Source organism: Cupriavidus sp. FW305-27, assembly GCF_058787995.1.
On sequence record NZ_JBYTAG010000054.1, the window covers coordinates 25,047 to 43,777 of the forward strand.

At 61.9% G+C, this 18,731-nt stretch carries 15 protein-coding genes; 12 read left to right on the forward strand and 3 right to left on the reverse strand.

The window, feature by feature from the left end; genetic code table 11:
• Positions 1-4: 4 nt before the first annotated feature.
• Genes tssE through AC3WRI_RS23595 form a run of 3 tightly spaced genes read right to left on the reverse strand, consistent with a single transcriptional unit; the run spans position 5 to position 1,947 of the window.
• A complete protein-coding gene (gene tssE / locus AC3WRI_RS23585; protein ID WP_011614627.1) occupies positions 5-526 on the reverse strand; it encodes a type VI secretion system baseplate subunit TssE in 522 nt (173 codons plus the stop codon).
• Entirely contained in the window at positions 519-1,355 is an 837-nt protein-coding gene (locus AC3WRI_RS23590) for a type VI secretion system accessory protein TagJ (protein WP_011614628.1), read from the reverse strand. Before AC3WRI_RS23590 ends, tssE begins: the two co-directional genes overlap by 8 nt.
• Positions 1,345-1,947, reverse strand: a complete 603-nt coding sequence (locus tag AC3WRI_RS23595) for a TagK domain-containing protein (RefSeq protein ID WP_011614629.1) — start codon at positions 1,945-1,947, stop codon at positions 1,345-1,347. Before AC3WRI_RS23595 ends, AC3WRI_RS23590 begins: the two co-directional genes overlap by 11 nt.
• A gap of 454 nt (positions 1,948-2,401) precedes the next feature.
• Here AC3WRI_RS23595 and tssH point away from each other — a divergent pair, with 454 nt between their 5' ends.
• From tssH to icmH, 12 genes are all read left to right on the forward strand, one after another.
• Entirely contained in the window at positions 2,402-5,116 is a 2,715-nt protein-coding gene (tssH, locus tag AC3WRI_RS23600) for a type VI secretion system ATPase TssH (protein ID WP_011614630.1), read from the forward strand.
• 39 nt (positions 5,117-5,155) lie between these two features.
• Positions 5,156-5,689: a type VI secretion system contractile sheath small subunit gene (tssB, locus tag AC3WRI_RS23605; RefSeq protein ID WP_010811254.1), complete on the forward strand. Its 534-nt coding sequence runs from the start codon at positions 5,156-5,158 to the stop codon at positions 5,687-5,689.
• Positions 5,690-5,738: 49 nt separating this feature from the next.
• Complete coding sequence (gene tssC, locus AC3WRI_RS23610) at positions 5,739-7,232, forward strand: type VI secretion system contractile sheath large subunit (RefSeq protein ID WP_492294182.1); 1,494 nt, start codon at positions 5,739-5,741, stop codon at positions 7,230-7,232.
• Between the two features lie 128 nt (positions 7,233-7,360).
• A complete protein-coding gene (locus AC3WRI_RS23615; protein ID WP_010811256.1) occupies positions 7,361-7,846 on the forward strand; it encodes an Hcp family type VI secretion system effector in 486 nt (161 codons plus the stop codon).
• A 313-nt stretch (positions 7,847-8,159) separates the two neighbouring features.
• On the forward strand, positions 8,160-9,254 hold the full coding sequence (locus tag AC3WRI_RS23620) for a T6SS immunity protein Tli4 family protein (RefSeq protein ID WP_011614632.1): 1,095 nt from the start codon (positions 8,160-8,162) through the stop codon (positions 9,252-9,254).
• 23 nt (positions 9,255-9,277) lie between these two features.
• Complete coding sequence (locus tag AC3WRI_RS23625; protein ID WP_011614633.1) at positions 9,278-11,872, forward strand: type VI secretion system Vgr family protein; 2,595 nt, start codon at positions 9,278-9,280, stop codon at positions 11,870-11,872.
• A 33-nt stretch (positions 11,873-11,905) separates the two neighbouring features.
• Entirely contained in the window at positions 11,906-14,254 is a 2,349-nt protein-coding gene (locus AC3WRI_RS23630) for a T6SS effector phospholipase Tle3 domain-containing protein (protein WP_492294183.1), read from the forward strand.
• Between the two features lie 91 nt (positions 14,255-14,345).
• Positions 14,346-15,806, forward strand: a complete 1,461-nt coding sequence (locus AC3WRI_RS23635) for a hypothetical protein (protein ID WP_011614635.1) — start codon at positions 14,346-14,348, stop codon at positions 15,804-15,806.
• 145 nt (positions 15,807-15,951) lie between these two features.
• The gene (locus tag AC3WRI_RS23640) at positions 15,952-16,212 is read left to right on the forward strand and encodes a PAAR domain-containing protein (RefSeq protein ID WP_010811517.1); all 261 of its coding nucleotides are present in this window, start codon (positions 15,952-15,954) and stop codon (positions 16,210-16,212) included.
• Positions 16,213-16,241: 29 nt separating this feature from the next.
• Positions 16,242-16,748 (forward strand): type VI secretion system lipoprotein TssJ, encoded by a 507-nt coding sequence (tssJ, locus tag AC3WRI_RS23645; RefSeq protein ID WP_010811518.1) that lies wholly within the window; start codon positions 16,242-16,244, stop codon positions 16,746-16,748.
• A gap of 4 nt (positions 16,749-16,752) precedes the next feature.
• Positions 16,753-18,096, forward strand: coding sequence for a type VI secretion system baseplate subunit TssK (tssK, locus tag AC3WRI_RS23650; RefSeq protein ID WP_492294185.1), 1,344 nt, complete (start codon positions 16,753-16,755; stop codon positions 18,094-18,096).
• Positions 18,093-18,731, forward strand: a 639-nt coding sequence (icmH, locus tag AC3WRI_RS23655; RefSeq protein ID WP_492294187.1) for a type IVB secretion system protein IcmH/DotU, incomplete at its 3' end; no start/stop codon positions are given. The genes tssK and icmH, both read left to right, overlap by 4 nt.

Genomic DNA, 18,731 nt, shown 5'->3' on the forward strand with positions numbered 1-18,731 from the left:
GGTGTCAGCTGGCGTGGATCGATTGGACACTCATCCGGCTGGTTTCCAGGTCGAGCGAGCTTTGGGCAGTGAACGCCATCGGATACGGGTTCATATGGATCAGGCCTTTGATCTCGAACACCAGGGTGTTATAGCGTTGTGGCGCATCTTCTTTCAGTAGCGGCTTCACTTCCAGCGAGCCGGGGATGAGCCGGGGTTCGAAGTCCAGGATCGCACGCCTGACGATGGTGACGATATCGCTCCACTTGTGTTCGGCCAGATAACTGCCGGCGACCGGGGACACGCCGTAGTTGATGGTCGATGCGGCAGCAGCGGGATAGCGCTTGCGATCGATTTCATCCTCGCGATTGGTGGTGTTGAGCAGATAGGTGAGGTCGCGTTGGATGATCTCGCGCATCTGGGCACGCGTGACGGTGTATTCGTCCGCGCTTTCCGTCTGGCGCTGGGGCGCGTCGTCGCGCAGCCGGTCCAGCAACGTCGGCAGCAGTTGCGAATTCGGGCGGCGCGGCGGGCGGTGTTCAGCCATGCTCCGCGTCCAGGGTGAGCGTTGTCACATCCAGCATGGCGACATCTCCCGTGTCTGTCATCCAGGTCTTCTGGCCGAAACCGATGACACCTGTCTCACCCGCTTCACTCCAGCTGGTTTCGCGAGCCAGCCGAATCCCGTCGCTGCCTTGTTCGGAGCCTGGGTAGCGCACCGGCAGGAAGCCACGGCTGACCACGCCGTCGGCGAGTGTCACCGTGGCCGGGCGCCATAACAGATCCAGCAACCCGGACGCCTTGCCCAACTCGATCTTGCGCATCTGCGCAAAGGGCAGCCAGGCGTAGCGCCCCGCGGTCACGATCTCGCAGGTCGGTCCCAGCCGTGTGTCTGTGTCGGTAATCCAGGCAAAGCGCACGCCGTCGTGCGCGCCGGCTGAGGCTGGCACCTGCGACAGGGCCAGGTGCCGGCTGGCGTCCGCGGCTGAGCATTCGCCGGCCTTGTTTTCCGCCAGAGCCGTGTGGAGCTTTGCCACCCACGCCGGGGCCGGCAGCAGCGAGCCGGGGGTGCGCTGGCCGGCGAATACCTCGCCACGAAACACCTCCGCACGGATCAGGTCGCGGTACACATGCGCGGTTTGCGCGAAGCCGGGCGCAAGCTGCGTGGCGACCTGCAATTGCTTGAGGGCCCTGGACCAGTCACCGACCACGCAGAGCCACTGGAATAGCTGCCAACGGAAAGCGAAAGAGCCAGGTTCCTCGCGGACCTGCGCCTCCGTCTGGGCCAGCGCGCCTTTGACCGAGCCGCTTCGGCGAAGGATTGATGACAGCCCCGTGCCGGGTGCCTGACGAGGGGTGTGCGCTTCAAGCGTCATGGCCAGGATCAGGCGGCAGCGCCGGCGCGGGACGGTAGGCGCTGTCCATCGACACCAGATGGTGTTCGCGACGGGTAAGCAGGGCCGTGACATCGCGGCGCCGCGTGGGCGCAATGTCGCCAGCGAACAGCCACAGCACGTCCGGCGCAGCCGGGGTTGAAAAGAGTTCGTGCTCTTCCAGGGATTCCCGGGAGCCGATCAGCGAATCAATATGGCCTGCCGTGTCCAGCATGTCCATCAAGCTATCGGCATGGTTCGCTTCGCGCGCGAGCGTTTGCAGCGGCTTCGGTTCGCCCTCCGCCGGGATCGGAGCTGTCGACGCTGCGTTGGAGCTGGCATGTGCACTGACGTAGTTCGGGTCCCTTAGCGCCGCCTCGGCCTCGCGTTTGAGCTGATCGAGCACGTCGGCCGGCTCAGGGCCAGCCGCCGCCGTTGTCCCCGCACCACCGGCTGGCTTCACCAGCGAGAACGGATCGGCACCGTCTGGCTGCGTCCCGCCGAGCGCATCCCAAGGCCAGGGCGCATTGCTGTCGCCATCGAGTCTGGCGTTGACGGCGTGGATTTCCGCAGTGCGGTTCTGCCAGTCGCTCATAGCCCGGCCACCTGAGGTTATTGGTTTTCGAAAGCGTCTGATGATAATCGCAAATCCTGGTGTAACGAAATTCTAAATGGAATGGAATTTTCCTATTTAATATCCGGAAAATCAGAATTAAAAAGTGATCATAGAGATTTAAGGGTGATCCTATGGACATTGGATAAAAATTATGTATATCTCGGATGGATTGTCAAAATTTGTAATATTCCATGGGGACATGGTGTTGGGTCATTGTCGGCCAGAAGAAAACGTGATAACCGCGCGATGGAGTGAATAAAGTACATAAAATCAATGAGTTATATAGATTTTTGGTGCCGATGCGCCAGAGGCCTGGTCGCGGACGAGACATTTGCTAGCGTATTGTTTTGGTCATATCCTAAAAAAGCCAAATAACAAAATCTCCGTGCAATGGTAGTCCTCTTATCCAAGGGGCGAACGGCAAAGGCATCGAATGGATATTTCGCGTCAGGCTTTATTTGGCCGACTCAATCTCACGCTATTCAAGGCGATCGAAAGCGCGACGGCCTTTTGCAAGCTCCGCGGCAACCCGTACGTGGAGCTTGTGCATTGGCTCCACCAACTGCTGCAAGCCCCGGATGGCGACCTGCAGCGGATGCTGCGCCATGCCGGCGCCGACCTGTCCGTGCTTGAAGCCGACCTGACCCGCGCGCTGGCCGCGTTGCCTGCCGGCGCCACCTCGATCAGTGACTTTTCGTTCCAGCTTGAGTCGGCGATCGAGCGAGCGTGGGTCTATGCGACGCTTGCTTTTTCCGATGACCACGTGCGCGGCGCTTATCTGCTCGCTGCGCTGCTCAAGACGCCGGAGTTGCGCCGTACGGTGCTGGGCATCTCAAGCCAGTTCGCGAAGGTGCGGCCCGATGACCTGGTGGAAATGGCACCGGCGCTCATCGCGCAATCGCCTGAGAGCCGTGAAGCGGCTTATGACGGCAGTGGCCTGGCGCCGGCCACACCGGGTGAAGCCAGTGGCGCGACGGCACCTGCCAGTGCCGGCAAGCCCGCCCTGGGCAGGTACTGCCGCGACCTGACCGAGGAAGCACGCGCGGGCCGGCTGGATCCGGTGATCGGTCGCGAGCATGAGATCCGCACCATGACGGACATCCTGCTGCGCCGCCGTCAGAACAATCCGCTCCTGACCGGAGAGGCGGGTGTCGGCAAGACCGCCGTCATCGAGGGGCTGGCACAGGCCATTGCCGCGGGTGAGGTGCCGCCCAGCCTGAAGGACATCAGGCTGCTGAGCCTCGACGTGGGTGCGCTGCTAGCGGGCGCCAGCATGAAAGGCGAGTTCGAAGCGCGGTTGAAGGGCGTGCTTGAGGAAGCTGCCAAATCCCCGACGCCCGTGATCCTGTTCGTCGATGAGGTCCACACACTGGTTGGCGCCGGTGGCCAGGCCGGCACCGGCGATGCCGCGAACCTGCTCAAGCCGGCGCTGGCGCGTGGGACACTGCGCACGATCGGCGCCACCACCTGGAGCGAATACAAGCGCCACATCGAGAAGGACCCGGCGCTCACCCGCCGCTTCCAGGTCCTGCAGGTCATGGAACCGGACGAAGCCAGGGCGGTTGCCATGGTGCGGGGTCTGGTCCGGACGTTCGAGGCGCATCACCAGGTACTGATCCGCGACGAGGGGGTGCGCGCCGCCGTCAGGCTATCGCATCGCTTTATCCCGTCGCGGCAGTTGCCCGACAAGGCGATCAGCCTGCTCGACACCGCTTGTGCGCGCGTAGCCCTGTCATTGCATGCGCCCCCGGCAGAAGTCGAACATCTGCGCCACGAACTCGCCGCGGCCGACGCCGAGTGCGCACTATTGGCCCGGGAAGCCGGCTTTGGCCGGCCGGACGCTGCGCGGATTGCGCTCGCACGGGCTCGGCGCGAGCAGTTCGAAGCCGACCTGGCTTTGGCCTCGGCGCGCTGGGACCGGGTGCGCGGTCTGGCGACCGACCTGGTCGCCCGCCGATACGCACTGGTGCAGTCCGCGTCGGATGAATCGACTGTGGCCGCGCCGGCGCGACGAACCCTGGATGAGCTCGAGGGCCATCTTCATGCCGCGCAAGCGGATGCGCCGCTTGTGTACACGGAAGTGGATGAACGCGTGGTCGCCGCAATCGTCGCCGACTGGACCGGTATCCCGGTTGGGCGCATGGTCGCGGACGAGGTGGCAACCGTGATGCAGCTGCCGCAGACACTTGGCGAACGCGTGATCGGGCAAGGCCATGCGCTAACCCAGCTCGGGGAGCGCGTCACGACCGCCCGTGCACAACTGACTGACCCCAACAAGCCGGTCGGAGTCTTCCTGCTGGCAGGCCCGTCGGGCGTTGGCAAGACCGAGACTGCGCTGGCGTTGGCCGACGCCCTGTACGGCGGTGAGCAAAACCTCATCACCATCAACCTCTCGGAATTCCAGGAGCCGCATACCGTCTCGACGCTCAAGGGCGCGCCGCCGGGTTATGTCGGCTACGGCGAAGGGGGCGTACTGACCGAAGCGGTGCGCCGCCGGCCCTACAGCGTGGTGTTGCTCGACGAGGTCGAGAAGGCCCATGCCGATATCCACGAAGTCTTCTACCAGGTCTTCGACAAGGGCTACATGGAGGATGGCGAGGGGCGCCATATCGACTTCAGGAACACCATCCTGCTGCTCACCAGCAATGCCGGCTCCGATCTGCTGGCGAATCTCTGTGAAGACCCGGCGCTGATGCCGGAGCCCGCTGCACTGCGCGACGCGCTGATGCCCGAGCTGCGCAAGGTGTTCCCGGCGGCGTTCCTCGGGCGGCTGGTAGTCGTGCCATATCTGCCGCTGGCGGCTGAAAACCTGGGCCGCATCGTGCGCCTGCATCTCGATCGCGTGGCGGTGCGCATGCAGCATCAGCACGGCATTGTGCTGACTTACGACGACCCGGTGGTCGAGTTCATCGTGGCGCGCTGTCCGGTCGGCGAGACCGGCGCCCGGCAGCTGATCGGCTTCATTGAGCAGGTCATCCAGCCGCAACTGGCGCGCCTGTGGCTGTTGGCCCTGTCCGAGAAGCGCGAGCTCGCCGTGATCGCGATCCGCGTCGCCGACAGCGCGCCTGCCGGGCTCGCCTACCACACCGAATACCGCGTTGGCCACGATGCCGTTGTGCCGGAGTGTCCCGAGGCCGGCTCGGCTTGACGCCGACCGGCATGTCCATGTAACCCGCAGGGGAGATCCATGTCTGTTGTGAACAGTTCGCAGAAATTCATCGCGCGCAACCGCGCGCCGCGCGTACAGATCGAGTACGACGTCGAAGTCTATGGCTCGGAGAAGCGTATCGAGCTGCCCTTCGTGATGGGCGTGCTGGCCGACCTGTCGGGCAGGCCGGCCGAGCCGCTGCCGGCGGTTGCCGATCGCAAGTTTCTTGAGATCGATATCGACAACTTCGACGAGCGCATGAAGGCCATGAAGCCGCGCGTGGCGTTTGCGGTGCCCAACACGCTGTCCGGCGACGGCCAGCTCATGGTCGACATGACATTCGAGAGCATCGAGGATTTCTCGCCCGCGGCGGTAGCCGGCAAGGTTGATGCGCTCAGGCAATTGCTCGAAGCCCGCACCCAGCTCGCCAACCTGCAGACCTACATGGATGGCAAGTCGGGCGCCGAATCGCTGATCAACCAGTTGCTGCAGGATCCCGCGCTGCTGCAGTCGCTTGCCAAGGCGCCCAAGCCCAGGGCCGGCGACGACGAACCTCAGTCGCCGCAGTCCTGAATGGATCGGCTACTTGCCTTCCTGAACCACCTCATCAAGCAAGGATTCCATGGCCACCGCCCAACCAGCACAACACCAAGCGCTCGCGAGCGCTGACCATTCCGACTTCGCCGCGCTGATCAGCCGCGAATTCTCGCCCAAGACCGAACAGGCCCGCGAGGCCGTCGACCTCGCCGTCAAGACCCTGGCCGAGCAGGCGCTCGCCAGCTCGTTCACCATGAGCGATGATGCCTACAAGAGCATCGAAGCCATCATCGGCGCCATCGACAAGAAGCTCTCCGAGCAGATCAACCTGATCCTGCACCATGAGGACTTCCAGAAGCTGGAGTCCGCCTGGCGCGGCCTGCACCACCTGGTCTCAAACACCGAAACCGACGACAAGCTGCGCATCCGCGTGATGGATGTGTCCAAGGAAGAGCTGCGCCGGACCCTGCGCCGCTACAAGGGCATCGGCTGGGACCAAAGCCCGTTCTTCAAGCGCATCTATGAAGAAGAGTACGGCCAGCTTGGTGGTGAACCCTACGGCTGCCTGGTAGCCGACTACTACTTCGATCACACACCGCCCGACGTCGAACTCCTTGGCTCGCTTGCCAAGATCTCGGCAGCGGCTCACGCCCCGTTCATTGCAGGCGCCTCGCCGTCGGTGCTGCAGATGGATTCGTGGCAGGAACTCGCCAATCCGCGCGATCTGTCCAAGATATTCCAGAACCTGGAATACGCGCCGTGGAACAGCCTGCGCAACTCGGAAGATGCCCGCTATGTCGGCCTCGCCATGCCGCGTTTCCTGTCGCGCCTTCCCTACGGCATCAAGACCAATCCGGTCGATGAATTTGACTTCGAGGAAGACACCGACGGTGCGGATCACCGCAAGTACGTGTGGAGCAATGCTGCCTACGCCATGGCGGTCAACATCAACCGTTCGTTCAAGCTCTATGGCTGGTGCACGCTGATCCGCGGCGTCGAAAGCGGCGGCGTGGTCGAGAACCTGCCGTGCCACACCTTCCCGACCGACGATGGCGGCATTGACATAAAGTGCCCGACCGAAATCGCCATCTCGGACCGCCGTGAAGCCGAACTGTCGAAGAACGGCTTTATCTCGCTGGTGCACCGCAAGAACACCGACTACGCAGCTTTTATCGGTGCCCAGTCGATGCAGAAGCCAGCCGAGTACTACGACGCTGATGCGACCGCCAATGCCAACCTGTCGGCACGCCTGCCGTACCTGTTCGCCTGCTCGCGCTTTGCCCATTACCTGAAGTGCATCGTGCGCGACAAGATCGGCGCCTTCAAGGAACGCGAGGACATGCAGCGCTGGCTCAACGAATGGATCATGAATTACGTTGATGCCGACCCGGCCAACTCGTCGCAGGAGACCAAGGCACGCCGACCGCTGGCTGCAGCCGAGGTGGTCGTCGAGGAACTGGAAGGCAACCCCGGCTACTACAGCGCCAAGTTCTTCCTGCGTCCGCACTTCCAGCTCGAGGGCCTGACCGTTTCGCTGCGGCTTGTGGCGCGCCTGCCGTCGGTCAAGGACGCCGCCTGAGCGTCGCTCAGGCGTTGAAACGTACCGGTAGTTCCACGCCGAGGTATCGCGCCCCTGACCTGATTGGGGCGCGGCCCTGGCTGTGGCTCTTGTCTGCAGTACCTGTCTTAACGTCAAGGAGTTTTGCAATGGCACAGGACATTTTCCTGAAGATCAATGGCATCGATGGCGAGTCGCAGGATTCGTCGCACAAGAACGAAGTCGAAGTGCTGGCCTGGGACTGGAGCATCGAGCAGCAGTCCACCATGCACGCGGGCAGCGGCGGCGGCGCCGGCAAGGCGACCGTGTCGGACCTGTCCTTCGAGCACTTCATCGACCGCGCCTCGCCCAACCTGATGAAGTACTGCCTGACCGGCAAGCACATCAACGAGGCCGTGCTGGTGGTGCGCAAGGCCGGCGGCAATCCGCTCGAATACCTGAAGCTCACCATGACCGACGTGATCGTCACCAAGGTGAGCCCCAAGGGCTCGGTGGATGACGAAGTGCGCATGCGCGAGAAGGTGGCGCTGTCGTTCTCCAGGGTGAAGCAGGAGTATGTGGTGCAGAACGCCCAGGGCGGCAGCGGTGGTGCTGTGACCGCGGGCTACGACATCAAGGGCAATAAGGAAGCCTGATTGTCATGACCGGTCTCGCCGGCTACCCGAGTGGAAGCTGGCGAGGCCAAGGACGCTGGCATTGACCGAGTGCGGAATCCATGCGGATGACAACGGCCAGACTCCGAGCGGCCGTTAAAGAGATGACCTCATGAGTGCGCTAAACAATCTGAAGAGCCTGGCCGTTGGGCGGAATCGCACCGTTAGCGTTTCCAGCGCGGCGATTCCCGACCTGCTGGGACAGCCCCAGCTGGAATGAGATGGCTCAGTTCGTGACGCTGTATAGCATTGTCAAGCTGACGGCACAAGTCAGGACGCCCCCGGGGAACTTGATATGGCCGCCAAACTGAACATGGCTGGCCTGTTTCTGGCCGCACTTCTAACGACTGGCTGTCAACGAGCGGCCACAAATCCCTTTCCGCCCATGGATATCCACCAGCCATACAAGACGCATTGCATTGGCCGTTTCCTAATTGACCTGCCAGAAGAGTTCAATTCGGTACCGGATTCGATGGACAGTCCCGGCGATGCCGAGTTGCTCTATGGCAAAGATAAGGACTTCAAGCGCATCTATGTCAAGGTGCCCAAGCAACGTCCGGTGGAGGCAGAGCCGGTCATCCTGCGCGAAGATTTTGAGCGGGCGGTGAGTAAGCGAATGCAAGAACTAAGGGATGCACGCAATGAAGTTACACATGCCCCGATGTTGGTGTCCAGTACACCGTTAGGTGAAGGTGAAGGAGGCTATCTGATTCGTCGCTACGACAATGCGCAGCAAGGTAAATACTTTAGAAGCGAAATCCACCTCCTGGCGGGAGACTTGCGATACGTCATCTTTGAGGAAAAGAGCTACCCCGATAGCGAGCCGGCGGAAGCGGTAGAAGCGCGGTTGCGAAACCTCGCAGTCCACACTCGCGCCTATACCGACCCGGAGGCTGCCGGTCCCGGCTTCTGTGTCAAAGGCGTAGTGCTGAACGACATCCACGACGAAGAGACGGCGATGTTCAGTTTTCAAAGTGAACTCCATAAGGATCTTCTCTTTGACATCCATTCGCGCGCGCTTGTCACGCAGGACGAGGGCATGATCGCGCGACTGGAAAAGCGATTGGAAGGCGCCCCGCTGGCATATCGGCTCGCATTCCACACCCTACGCAAGGGCAAGCGAACCGTTGCCGGCATGGAAGCAGATGAGCTTGTGGAGACCTTCAAGGAAGAGGGATACAGGCGGCAGGGTTTGAAGGCGGAGACCAAGCGGGATACGCCGCAGTACATGCAGCCGCAGATGCATCTTACGTTAATGACCGGCGGACAGATTCCTGGTGGCGCTTATGTCGACTCATCGATGGATGACGATGAGGTGCTGAGGATTTGGGACAAGGTGGCGAATTCGATCCGGCCCCGGCCAGGTGCGGTGGAGGGAGAGAGGAGGTGAGCAGGGAAACCAGAACCCATCCCATGAATCGGCTAGCTGCTTTTGCTTCGTGTTCTCGCACCGTTAGCGTTTCCAGCGCAGCCATTCCTGATTTGCTGGGACAGCCCCAGCTGGAATTCGTGAGGCTCTCAGGTCATGAGGGATTGAGCGAACTCTTCACCTACAAGGTAGACCTGCGTGCGGTCTCGCCTGCCGCGGAACAGTATCTTGCGGAGGCAGATCCCGATGCGATGATCGGCCGCGAGATGACCGTCACGATCGAGCTCGATGGCATGGGCACAGGGCTGCTGGGTGGCGTGGGCGCAGGGCACCGCGAGATCACCGGCGTCATCTCAGATATCGAGCATGTCGGCGGCGTTGCGGAGAATCGCTTGTACCGGTTCACGCTGCGTCCCTGGCTGTGGCTCGCGACGCAGACGTCGGACTTCAAGCCCTTCCAGAAGAAGACGGTGATTGAGATTCTTGACGAGGTGCTTGCGGACTACCCGTTCTCGGTGGAGAAGCGCCTCGATACATCGGTCTATCCGAAGCTTGCCTGGGAGGTGCAGCATGGCGAGACCGATGCGCATTTCATCCAGCGCCTGACCGAAGAGTATGGCATTACATACTTCTTCGAGCATGACGGCGGACACCATCGGCTGATCCTGGCCGCCGAATCGGGCGCGTACCGCGCGTTTCCCAGCGAGGCCTATCGCACGCTGCCACTCTATCCGCGTGGCTTCAAGATCGACCAGGAACATCTGGTCCGCTTCGATCCGGTCAACCGGCTGCGCACGGGCAAGGTGACGTTGAACGACTACGATCCACGCAAGCCGCGCGCGAATCTGACCACCGACAACAGCCAGCCGCGCAATACCAGCTTCGCCGACTTCGAGCGCTACGAGCACCCGGGCGACTATGTCGATCCGGCGGTGGGCGAGATGCGGGCGAGGATCCGCATGGAGGAGCGCCGCTCGCGTGGCCGGCGTGCGCGGGGCGTGGGTGCGCTGCGCGGAGTGGTGGCGGGCTGCACCTACCTGGTGAGCAATCACGGCAACCCGGCGATGAACCGCGAGTATCTGGTGATCGGTGCGACGCTGGAGCTGGAGGATGTCGGCGGCGAATCCGGCAGCGGGCAACAGTTTTCGTGCCGCGTTGCGTTTGAAGCGCACCCCACTGATGAAGTCTTTCGCCCGCCGCGCACGGTCGGCAAGCCATACGTGGCCGGCGTGCAGCGGGCCGTGGTGACCGGCCCGAAGAACCAGGAGATCTGGTGCAACGATCACGGCAACGTGATCATTCAATTCGAATGGGATCGCTACGGGAAGTACGACGAGAACTCGTCACCGTGGATTCGGGTGGTCAACGGCTGGTCGGGCGACCAGTTCGGCGCGATGCACATTCCGCGTATCGGGCAGGAGGTCATTGTGGCGTTCATCAACGGCGATCCGGACTGTCCCGTGATTGTCGGGCGGGCGCCGAATCAGCTCAATCTGCCGCCGTGGGCGCTGCCGGGGCAGCATGCCTTGTCGGGGATTCGCAGCAAGGAGTTGTTTGGCGGGCGCCACAATCACCTGCTGATGGACGATACGAAGGATCAGATCCAGGCGCAGCTGTCCTCGGATCACCAGGCATCGCAACTGAACCTGGGCTATCTGACCGGGGTGCCGGACCACGCCGGGCGCAAGGACCGGCGTGGTGAAGGCTTCGACCTGCGCACCGATGGGCAGGGTGCCATACGCGGTGGGAAGGGCTTGTTCGTTACCGCGGAAGGGCAGGTAGGCGCCATGGGCGGGCACCTGTCGCGCGACGAGTTTATCCGCTGCATGGAGGCGGCGCTGGAGGCGGCGAAGGCGTTGGGGGACTATGGCCATGCCCATGAAGGGCTGGCTGCCGATACGGACCCGCAGGCCGAACTCACGCGGGCCGTCAGGGAGTGGGACGCTGGCGCCAACAACCACAAGGACGTGCCTGGTGAGGGAGGTCAGCCGCTGATCGGTGCCTATGCGCCGGCGGGCATGGCACTGGCCACGCCCAAGATATTGACGACGTATGCCGGCAAGCATATCGACACCGTCTCACGGTTGAACCAGCAAATGACCGCAGGGCAGCAGTTCGTTGTCAATGCGGGGCAGGGAATCGGGTTCTTCGCGCACAGCGGTGAGCTGCGCGGCATTGCGCATCAGGGCAATCTGCTTCTGCAGGCGCAGAAATCCAACATCGAAGCGAATGCCAGACAGAACGTAGTGGTGACCGCAACCGATGGCAACATCGTTCTGAACGCGGGCAAGAGCCTGAGCTTGATGACAGCGGACGGTGCCGGCATCCGCATTGGCGGAGGCAAGGTGGATATCTATGGTCCTGGCGGGATCCTGCTGCATACGTCGGATTTCGACATCGTAGGGCCGTCCAGCCTGAACGGACCGTTGCCGCAGTTTAGCCAGGGTGACGCGGGCCGAAAGTTCCTGCTGAAGGCAGGCGAGCTCGAGCGACCGGTCCCCAATGCACCCTACCAGATTGTCAAGGCGGACGGCAGTGTGGTGGAAGGTGTAACCAATGCCGCTGGCGAAACCGCGCAGTCGGCTTCGGATCTGATCGAGGCGGTGAGCGTAAAGATATTTGCGCCCAAGCTGTACTGAGTCTGCTTCGCATCGATTGTCACGGAACCAGATATGAGTGCACCCATAGTATCCAGACAAGGGGTCAACCCGATTGCCAGCGCCGACGACATTCACGTTCCAAGTAAGGCGCTCCGAAAGCTCGACCTGAAGACGCTGCCCGGCATCATCATCTTCGTGCACGGCGTGAACTCGAACGGCGAATGGTTCGCCAGCGCTGAAGAAGGCTTGTGCAAAGGCTTGAATCAGCGCCAGCAGCGCGGGGAAACGGGCGATACGTACGACATGGGGGCGCTACGGCCAGCGCAGTATCTGTCGGAGCTGACACCCAAAGGCTACCTGTCCCGGGAAGTCAATGCGACGAACTTCGTTGCCGATGGCGACCAGAGCCCCATTATCCGATTCCGCTGGGGCTATAAAGCTGCCAAGGAGGACCTGGCGACGGTTGGGCCAAACATCTTGCTTGACGAAGAGGATGCCTGGGGCGGCGGTCCCTTCGCCAACGGATGCTCTGCCCTGCCGGATCTGTGGACCACGGGCACGGTCACCGACCTGTTTGCCGGGTTACAGGCGCAGGACCTGAATACGGAGACAAGCCGGCTGATCTACGGCTGCCCCCCACGCCACTATGGAGCGCATGCCGCCCGGCGCCTGGCCGCACTGGTGGCGCAAGTCCGGGTCAAGCATATTGACGCCTATGGCAAGGCGTGTCCGGTCACGGTGGTCTGTCACAGCCAGGGCAATATGGTCGGCATGGCCTCGGCATTTATTGGCAAACATGACTTCGGCGGGGATGGCGTGGCGGACACCTATGTACTCGCCAATCCGCCATACAGCGTCCTGCCGAACTTCTTCGATAACTTCGGGCAGTACAACGCCGACACGGACCTGGGCCGCGTCACCGTTTTTGCGCGGCGCAAGACGCTGGATCGCTTCTTTGAGATTGTCGGTGCCTCCAGCTTTGATCATGCCAGCGACGACTGCGTCAACGCCCTGACGCCCACCCGGCGTCCCAAGCAAGGGGAAGCCCCCTGGACTGCCGGGAAGGACAGCAAGGAACGTCAGACACGCAAGCACGTTTTCCTCTATAGCAATCCCCACGATCAAGTGATTTCAGTAAGCACCGTGCAGGGGATGGGGTGGCTGGGCCTGTCGAAGGAGGTGCTGGCCGGTACCGATCACGACATGCTGGAGTCGGCCAAGGCGCGCGGCGATCGCCCCTATGCTTTCGCGCATCATGCCGAAGTCTTGTTCCAGCGTGTGTGGGCCCAGGGCAATCCGGGCAAGTATGGCCAGATGCCATTCGAAGTTGGTGCCAAGCCAAGCAACTTCGTCTATTACGACAAAGGTAACCCGTCGAAGGTCGATCCGATCCAGGGCGATGGCAAGGCATTCTGGTACCGCAAGCCATTGCCACTGCGCTTTCATCTGACGCGGGTATGGCAGGACGACCAGCGCGGCTTCGGAGAAAAGCTTGGTGCGACCGCGCTCGGTGGAATCTATGAAATGACCTTCGCCCTGCTAAGGGTGACGACCTTCGGGCATGTCAACTATGTGCCCGTGAACGCTGATCCGCCGGACGGCTGGACCGTGCCGATCAATGCTCCGGCAGTGAAGGAGGCCATCGCGCCGCGGGCCATCCACCTGTATCACCCCGACAAGCGGGCGCCTGACGACGGCGGGCAAAGCGCGAAAGCCGGGACCGTGGAAGGGATCTTCAACCAGGGACCCGAGTCGCACACGGATGCGCTCAATCCGGCAGGCAGGAGCGACGACATCTACGACAAGTACCGGAGCGCGGGGCAGGGCGCGGCGGACTACAGCGACGAAGCGGCGCTGCGCTATGAACACAATGCCAGCGTGCGTCAGCTTGCCCGGCGCAAGGCTGACAACCCCTATGAGGCGGCCATTGGGCAGATGAAGGATGGCGGAGATCTTACGGGGGACGAGTATGCGGAATTCCGCGAGTTCGATGCAGACAAGCGCGGGTATTTCCTGAAATACGCGGTGGATCTGAATGCTACGAACCACTCGACCATCCTGACCAATCCGGTGCACTGCGAGAAGGTGCTCGCCTATGACGTTGATGTGGGCATCTGCATGATGCCGGAGGCGGAGATGAAGTGGCTGAGGCAACTGGCGGACTGGAGGCGCTGTGACCGGGAAGACGATCAGATGAAGGAATGGAGTTGGTACTACGGTTCTGGTCGGATAAATGGAGATCGGCTGGAGAGTCAAAAGGATTACAAAGCTGATGTTCCGAGAGCGCTTGGTATGGATGATGAGCGCTCGGACAACCGCATCTCACAGACACCTTCCGCAAACAAGCATCACCGACCCACCGAGCGTGACCCAGCCTTCGGCGGGCAAGTTCTGCAGGGAGGGCTCGGTGAACACCACTGACCGATTCAAACAGCACACCAACCGGCTAGCCGTGGCCATCGCGGGAGCCGTCACTGCGGCGCTGCTGTCAGCCTGTTCATTGGGAAAACCCATGTCTACCTACCACCGAGATCCGTCGCCGTATCCAATTGCTGCGCGCGTGCCCGCGAGCGGCCCTGACGCCCCAGTCGCATATGTGCTTGGCGTGCAATGGATGAATCCCCTGATGTGGAAGGACTACCCGACCCACTGGAATTTGCTGTGGGCGCAGGGACTGGCGCACCGCAATCCGTCCGATACGGACAGCCCGCATCTGAAGCTCGGTGATGCGCCGGGGCTGCTTGTCCGCGGCGTCAACCCAGTCTGGAAGAACGACAATCCCAACCCGGTCTACTGGAAAGCGCTTAACGCCTTGATCCGTGAGCCGCTCTATCCACTGGGCTACCACACCGCGGCCAACGCGAACTACTTCTATTCGATCCGAAACGGCACGCGACGGCCGGATTTTGCCGACATCCGAGTGTTCGCCGGCATGCCGCAGACATGGATCAATACACCCACCTATATCAAGGAGTCCAATCGATACATGAATGGCCGGGACCGATTGGCAGAGCAGATCGATTGGGGAATGCCGGCACCGTCGATTCTGGCAGAGAACGAAGAGCATGCCGATGAGCGTATGGCGGACTATTTTGTGAAGAACTATGCCGGTTATGACGGTCAGCCCAGAAGGGGGCTCCCTTATGACTCGGACATGGTAATCGGCCTGCCAACCTTCACGCTTAACGCAGCGCGCCGGCTGTTCTTTATGGAAATCTATAGCGCGGCCGAGGCGATGAGCCTGAAGATCTTCCCCGAACCAAAGCTGGCCAATGTCACGGTGATGGCGGGCGAGGAAGCCGTGGGCTTCTATGACCTGCAGGCGGCGATTGCCTACCTGAACGCCAACCCGAAGAAGACGGTGTGGGTGTACACCATGGACGCGCCCAACTACCCGAAAGGCGAGCAGACCAACGAAAATTCGGTGCTGCTGATCCTGGGACATCCCAGCGCGGATTGGGGCTATGCGCCGCTGGCGGCGCTGTACACCCCGCAGCAGCACGAGGGCGGCATCGGAGCGAAGTCAGCTACCCCTGGTGGCGCGTGGCAGGGCCTGCTGCAAGCCGTGCAAGCGCAAGTGCCGCAGGAGCATCCGGTCGACCGCGTCTACCACGACATGGACCGGCGCGCGCCCAATGTGACCACAGTGCTTGCGCCCCTGCGTGCGGCGGTGCACCAGCAGTGGCCGGACCTGGACCAGTTGAAAGACTTCCGCAGCGTCTCGGAACATATGGTGGGCCCGGCGCGCGCGGCCAGCGCGGGGCTGAACATTGCCTATGCGGTGGCGTATGCGGACCAGACCGGGCATAGCGCAGTCGTGACCAGCGTGGCGGAACCCAACGATGCGTGGACGGTGCTGGTGGCGCCACCGCCAGGCTGGACCAAGCGCGAACCTCCCAAGGAATGGCCGCGGGCTCGGGGCAGGACAACTGCCTACTACCCGTGGTTCGGCAAGCAGACGGATGGGCGTTGAGGGGATGAGAACAATGGTCAATTGGATGAACACGCTTTGCCACCAACGAGGATTTCGTCGGGGCGCTCCTGCTGGCCCGCTCATCGGAAGAGTTGCACCGGCCCATTGCAGTATGTACGCCATTTACCTGGGAGCAGATATATCAATGGCAGATTCCATTGTTGTCGTTGGCGATGGTCACACGCATGGCGGCGTCGTGCTGGCAGGCTCGCCCAACCGCAAGATCAACGGTCGCCCTATCGCACGTCAGGGGGATGCAGTCAGTTGTCCCTTGCATGGGATAAGCCGCATTTCGCAGGTAAGAGGCCTGTACAAGGTCGATGGCGTGCCAGGTGCGGTCAGCGGTGATATGACGGATTGCGGCGCGGTACTGATTGGCTCGGTGTCGGCGCGGGTGGGCTCATGACTCGCAAGGCTCTCTTGATACGGCACAGGATGGCGAGAACCGTGTCGCTGCTTGGCCTATTCGCAGTATCGGTCCTCGGCTCGGCCTGCTCCACAGCACCGGCCCAGCGCGAGCAGATGAAGCTGGATCTGGCTGTATCTGCCAAAGATACCGTCAACCCTGACGACAAGGGCAGGCCCTCTCCGGTCCTGGTTCGGGTCTACGAACTCAAGACCGACAGCGCGTTTGAGAATGCGGACTACTACTCGCTGGAGAAGTCGGACAAGACGCTGCTGACGCAGGATCTGCTGGCACGAGACGAGTTCATCCTCCGGCCCGGCGAGTCGCGCGACATCGAGCGCAAGCTCAATCCGGACACGCAAGCCATCGGCATTCTGGTCGGGTACAGGGAGCTTGGCAAAGCCACCTGGAGATCTGTCTACAAACTGCCACCGGCGCCGGACGCTGCGTGGTACCGCATGGCAATTCCGGCACGCAAGGTCAAGCTGCAAGTCTCGTTGGACCAGCAGACCATCACAATTTCCAAACCTGATTGAATCCATGAGCTGGTACAACAAGGTCGTCTGGAGCGAGGGACTGTTCCTGCGCCCGCAACTCTTTCAGCAGCAGGAGCGCTATCTGGAATACTACGCGCACAAGCGTAGCGCCGCGCTCAGCCCGTTCTTCTGGGGCTTTCACCATTTCTCGATCGATGCTGAAGCGCTCTCGCTGGGTAAGCTGGTGGTCTCCAGTGCCGCTGGAATCTTCCAGGACGGTACGCCCTTTGACGCTCCGGCACATACGGCAGTGCCGGCGCCGCTTGCGCTTCAGGCCGAGCACCTGAATCAGATCATCTGTCTGGCGGTGCCGATCCGCACGCCAAATGCGGAAGAAACGAATTTCGATGATGCCACGGATTCCCTGGCGCGATACCGTGCCTTTGAGCAGGAATTGCTGGATGCGAATTCGATCGCACAGGGACCAAAACTGGTGCAGTTGGCAGACTTGCGTCTTCGGCTTTTGCCGGAGAAGGAACTCTCCGAGTCCTGGCTTGGCCTGCCGTTGACAAGAGTGACGGAAATCCGCGCCGATGGCAGTGCCAGACTGGATGCAGCGCTGATTCCGCCGGTCAATGTCTACACGGCCAGTGCATTGCTTCAAACATGGCTTACCGAAATCCACGGCCTCCTGCATCTCAGGGCCGATGCGATGGCCGAGCGCCTGTCTGCTGCCACTATGCGGGGCGGGGATGCTGCCGAAGTATCGGAATACCTGATCCTCCAATTGCTGAACCGGTACGAGCCGATTCTGACCCACCTGCTGAAGGCCAAGGCCGCGTCGCCAGAGGTGTTGTACCTGCACCTGGCGGCATTGTCGGGGGAACTGTCGACGTTCGTGCGCACCCAGACCCGTCGGCCGGCTGAGCATGCGGCTTATCGGCACGATGCTCCGCATCTTTGCCTGAAGCCATTGGTTGACGACCTGCGCTTCCTGCTCAATGTGGTGCTGGAACGCGCTGCGCAGCGGATTGAAATCACGGAGCAGTCACATGGGATCCGAACGGCGGTGCTCGATCCGGGCGAGATCGGCCGTTTCGCGACCTTTGTGCTGGCGGTGACCGCGCAGGTTCCGGCGGATCTGTTGCAGCAGCAGTTTCCGGCCCAGACCAAGGTGGGGCCGTCTGCGCGGTTGGCGGAACTGGTTCGGTCCCATCTTCCTGGAATTCCGCTGCAGTCATTGCCGGTGCCGCCACGGCAGATCCCGTTCAATGCTGGCCATGTCTACTTTGAACTGTCCCAGCAGCACCCGCTCTGGGACCAGGTGGCGCAGTACGGTGGGCTGGCGCTGCACGTAGCGGGGACCTTTCCTGAGTTGCGTATGGAACTGTGGGGAGTGCGGCAATGAGCAAGCCACTTGTGTCGAGTGATCCCCAATTGGACTCGCAAGCAGCGCAGCCTGCCAAGGCAGGAGATCGCGCGAGCCCACGCGCCGCAGCGGAGGCGAGCAGCCAGAACGACGCGCGCAAGTCCGTTGAGCAGCGGGTGGAAGAGATCAGCCGCAAGGCCAATCCCTTGCTTGCGGCAGCGCGGCCGCTGTTGCGCGCACTGGCCGACATGCCGACATCGCTGCGACAGGATCAGGCGGCTGCACTGAAGGGAATTCTGGTGGGGGAAGCGAAAGATTTTCAGGCAGTCTGCGAGCGCGCCAATATTCGGCGCGAGCACGTTCTGGCTGCACAGTATTGTCTGTGCACGGCGTTGGATGAGGCTGCCAATGGCATGCCATGGGGGCGCCATACCTGGGCGAACAACAGCTTGCTGATCCAGCTGCATGGCGAAAACGATGGCGGCGAGAAGGTGTTCCAGTTGTTGGGGCGGCTGGCGAGCTCCGCCGCAGAGCACATGGACGTGATCGAGGTGATCTATCACATCTTGTCACTCGGCTTCCTTGGCCGCTATGCTGGCCACGCCGATGGCGATCGCCAGCTCGACGCCATTCGGCAGCGGTTGTTGCACCTGATCAGCGCGGCACGCGAAAGC